Source organism: Selenomonas sp. oral taxon 137 str. F0430, assembly GCF_000183625.1.
In the GTDB taxonomy this organism is placed as follows: domain Bacteria; phylum Bacillota; class Negativicutes; order Selenomonadales; family Selenomonadaceae; genus Centipeda; species Centipeda artemidis.
Genome location: NZ_AENV01000012.1, coordinates 1 through 4,016 on the forward strand (window position 1 = coordinate 1; position 4,016 = coordinate 4,016).

Annotated in this window: 3 protein-coding genes; 1 reads left to right on the plus strand and 2 read right to left on the minus strand. The window is 56.6% G+C overall.

Features of this window, described 5'->3' with window-relative positions; genetic code table 11:
- Positions 1–76: 76 nt before the first annotated feature.
- Both HMPREF9162_RS08970 and HMPREF9162_RS08975 read right to left on the minus strand, forming a co-directional pair.
- On the minus strand, positions 77–2,188 hold the full coding sequence (locus HMPREF9162_RS08970) for an alpha-glucoside-specific PTS transporter subunit IIBC (protein ID WP_009439105.1): 2,112 nt from the start codon (positions 2,186–2,188) through the stop codon (positions 77–79).
- A 210-nt stretch (positions 2,189–2,398) separates the two neighbouring features.
- Positions 2,399–3,169: a MurR/RpiR family transcriptional regulator gene (locus HMPREF9162_RS08975; RefSeq protein ID WP_009349137.1), complete on the minus strand. Its 771-nt coding sequence runs from the start codon at positions 3,167–3,169 to the stop codon at positions 2,399–2,401.
- 208 nt (positions 3,170–3,377) lie between these two features.
- Between HMPREF9162_RS08975 and HMPREF9162_RS12400 the strand changes: the two genes are divergently transcribed.
- Positions 3,378–4,016, plus strand: a 639-nt coding sequence (locus HMPREF9162_RS12400) for a transposase (protein ID WP_009439106.1), incomplete at its 3' end; no start/stop codon positions are given.

Sequence of the window (4,016 nt, forward strand, 5' to 3'; positions counted from 1 at the left end):
ACCCTGTCGTTCAAAGCGCCCTTCCACCACGCTGCGCGTGGTCCCCTCCCCGTTTCGACGGGGAGGCTTTTCTTCATCAGAACGTCAGAACCGTCGTCTCGCCGGCTTTTGCATCCATGCCCGTCATCTTCTTCATGAGCGGGTACTCGCCGGAGTTCGTGACTGCCATGATGACGGTGTCCTGATAGCCCGCCGCATGAATCACATCGCGGTCGAACTTCACGAGCGGCGCACCCGCCTTGACGCGATCGCCCATCTTGACGAGCAGTTCAAAGCCCTTGCCCTCGAGTTTCACTGTGTCCACACCGATGTGGATGAGGAGTTCCGCGCCGTTGTCCATACGGAGACCGACCGCATGGCGGCTGTCCTCCATGACCATCGTGACCTCAGCATCCGCAGGAGCGGCCACAATGCCCTCCGTCGGCTCGACCGCAACGCCGTCGCCCATCATCTTCTGCGAGAACATCTCGTCCTTGACCTCGCTCATATCGATGATATGACCCGTTGTAACAGCCGTAATGGCAAAGGATTTCTCCGTGCCGACGGCGACCTCGTCCACATCGGAGGCAGGGGCGGTCATGAGTGCCTCGAAGCGCTCGCGGATCTGCGGGACGGAGAGTCCCACGATGACTTGGAATGCGTGACCGTTGCGGACAAGCCCGTGTGCGCCCGCCTCGGTGAATGCGCCCGTCGGAGCGACGAGTTCGGGATCGTTGACCGTGACGCGCAGACGCGTTGCGCAGTTCGTCACGTCCTTGATGTTTGCCGCGCCGCCGAGACCGTCGAGGAAGGCGCGCGCCTTGACATCGCGCTCATCGAGCTTCATGCCGGGAGCGGCTGCCGCAGCACCTGCTGTACCCGCCTGTTTTGCCTTGTAGTCCGCCTTCGTGAAGAGCTTGTCCTCTACGCCGTCGTCCGTGCGGCCGGGGGTCTTGTAGTCCTTGAGCTGAATGACGAAGCGGAACACGAAGAAGTAGATCGCGGTGAAGCACAGACCAACGGCGATCTGCATGAGATACGTCGCATAGTGATACGAGAAGAGCGGAATCCAGTTCTGCACGAAGCAGTCGATCAGACCGCCGCCGAAGTTGCCCGAGAGCCCGATTGCATAGAGCGTTGCGGAAAGCGTTGCCGAGAGGACGGCGTGCAGGAGATAGAGAAGCGGTGCGACGAAGAGGAAGGTGAACTCGATTGGCTCTGTGATGCCGCAGAGCACCGCCGTGATCGTTGCGGGGATGAGGAGCGCCGCTGTCTTCTTGCGCTTCTCAGGCTTCGCACACATATAGATCGCGAGTGCCGCGCCCGGCAGACCGAACACCTTGCCGCTGCCGTGGAGGGCAAAGCCGCCCTCGGGGAAGAGCTCACGGAGCGACTGCCCGCTGACCATGAAGTCATTGATGTGGCCAAGCCAATATGCCTGAATGCCGCCGTCTACGACCGCAGGGCCGAAGATGAACGGGAGATAGATGAAGTGGTGGAGACCTGCGGGAAGGAGCATTTTCTCCGAGAACGTGTATGCCCAGACACCGAGGATGCCGCTGGTCTTGAGGAAGAACTGGAACTGCTCGATGGCGTGCTGAACGGCAGGCCAGACGATGCAGAAGAGAAGTGCCATCGGGATCATGACGACGAAGCCGATCGCCACGACGAACGCAGGTCCTTTGAAGATGCCGAGCCAATCGGGGATGTTCGTGTCATAGAAACGATTGTGCAGGAATGCCGTGCAGCAGGCGATGAAGATCGCACCGAGCATGCCCATGTCGAGCGTCTTGACGTTCGCGATCATTGCAAGGCCTGTGCCGGGACCCGCCGGCTGGCTGTAGTCCACACCGAACGCGCTGCCGTGGAGCGTGAGGAATGCGGAGATGAAGTAGTTGAAGAGCATATAGATGACGAAGGACTCCATCGCGCAGCGCGCCGGTTCCTTCTTGGCAAAGCCGATCGGCACGGCGATGGCAAAGAGAATGGGCATCTGGGCGAACACCGTCCATGCGCCCTGTTCGACGACGAACCAGAAATCATACCAGAGTGTGCCAGGTGCGGCGAGACTGCCAAGCAGCCCCTCGTTCTTGCAGACGATGGACACCGCCACCGTCAGACCGAAGAATGCAAACAGAATGACGGGCGTATACATCGCGCCGCCGAACCGCTGCATATTTTGCATGATGACATCCTTACTGAGTGCCATGTGCGTTCCTCCTTAAATCCCAACCTTGCAACTGTGTGTGAAACAAACCTGAAATCTGATGACTCAACGATAGCGCAAAAAAGCCGCGAATGCAATAGTTTCGCGGCTTTCGGGCAGAATGTACGGAGACTGTATCACGGTACATTGGATGAAATTTGTTACAGCAGCGGATGATTCGTATAGCCCTCAAAAACGCTGGAGGGGACATTTCTAATCCATCTCCTGCTCCTGTACATACAGGCGGTAGTGCACATACCAGATCTCGAGCAGGAGGAAGTAGGCAAGCATGGATTTGAACTGGAGGCGCTGTTCGTTCTCGGCGAGTCCAATCTCTGCGGGCATGACGTAGAGATTCTCTGTCGATTGGGCGGCGAGCGTGTTGTGCCGCATCTCTGTAATTGAGAGGATGGGGACGCCCTTGAGATGGAGCTGATCTGCGAACTCTACGACGCGCTCGGACTCGCCCGAGAGCGAGATGAAGATGAAGAGGTCGTCGGGCCCCGCCGTCTGGTAGACCGAGTAGAACTCCTCGCGACCCGCGATCTCGTAGATGAGGATGTTGTCATAGACGAAGAGCCGCTTCATCTCCTGCATGACGTTCGTCTGCACATAGCCCGAGGCGTAGGCAAAGATGCGGTGCGCCTCGCGGATGAGACGGCTCGCGCTCGTGTAGTCACGCCGCATGAGCGTACGCCATGTCTGATCGTAGAAGCTGCCGAGCGTGGCTGTCACATCGCGGCGGGGCGACACCATCTCCGCTGCCTCCATACGCATGACCGCCTTCAGCTCGCCGAAGCCGTCGAAGCCGAGCTTCTGCGCGAAGCGCACGACGGACGCACTTGAGACGGCGCACGCGCGCGCGAGTTCGTGGATGGATATGCGGCTCGCCGCCGTACGGTTGCTGTCGATCCAGCGCCAGATACACTTGTCTGCATCGCTGAGATCCCTAAGATGTGCGTTGATTCGTTCCGTGAGCCGCATCTCATTCTCACCTTCTTTTGTTGGATCCTATTCCGCGTTATTATAGCATAACTTGTAGAATATATTTGTAAAACTTCAAGAAATCAACACTTGATAGTATTCGGTTCGTTGTAAAATGAAGTTGAACAGCTAAACAAAAACAAAATCCATAGTGACATCCCGTGCTATAATGGTTCCGCTACAAAACATCAGCAAAGGAGCAATCACTATGGATTACGCCTATTCTACCACAATGGAAGCTGTTCGTAAATCGGGAAAGCACTTTACCCTTGACGAAAGGGGGCAAATACAGGCACTTCACCGCGAAGGATTCTCCCTTCGCGCCATAGCCGCACGGGTTGGATGCTCGCACACGGCGATCCACTATGAGCTTAAGCGGGGGACACCCGAACGCCAAGCTGCTCGCGGGCGGTCTCCACAATATACAGCAAATCGCCGCAACGGATATACCCCCAAAGTCCTCAAAACCTCAGCAGGCGAGGTTCCCATCAGCGTCCCAAGAGACCGTGACGGCTCTTTTACACCGCAAATCGTTCCCAAAAGACAGACGGACGTTTCGTCCATTGAAGGAAAAGTCCTCGCGATGTATGCCAGAGGAATGAGTCAGCGAGACATCTCCTCCACCATCGATGACATCTATGGCTTTATGCTCAGTGCCGAGCAAATCTCGCATATTACAGACAGTGTGCTTGACGAGCTGCATGAATGGCAAAATCGACCGCTCAAGGCATTTTATCCATTTGTCTTCGTTGACTGTATCTATGTTTCAATGCGCGGTGACAAAGGCGTATCTGATCAAGCGGTATATGTGATCCTCGGATATGATCTGAAAGGCAAGAAAGACGTT

Bases quoted from the DNA above. Each gene is read 5' to 3' on its own strand.
- HMPREF9162_RS08970 (WP_009439105.1), bottom strand. From the start codon at position 2,188: ATGGCACTCAGTAAGGATGTCATCATGCAAAATATGCAGCGGTTCGGC.
- HMPREF9162_RS08975 (WP_009349137.1), bottom strand. From the start codon at position 3,169: ATGCGGCTCACGGAACGAATCAACGCACATCTTAGGGATCTCAGCGAT.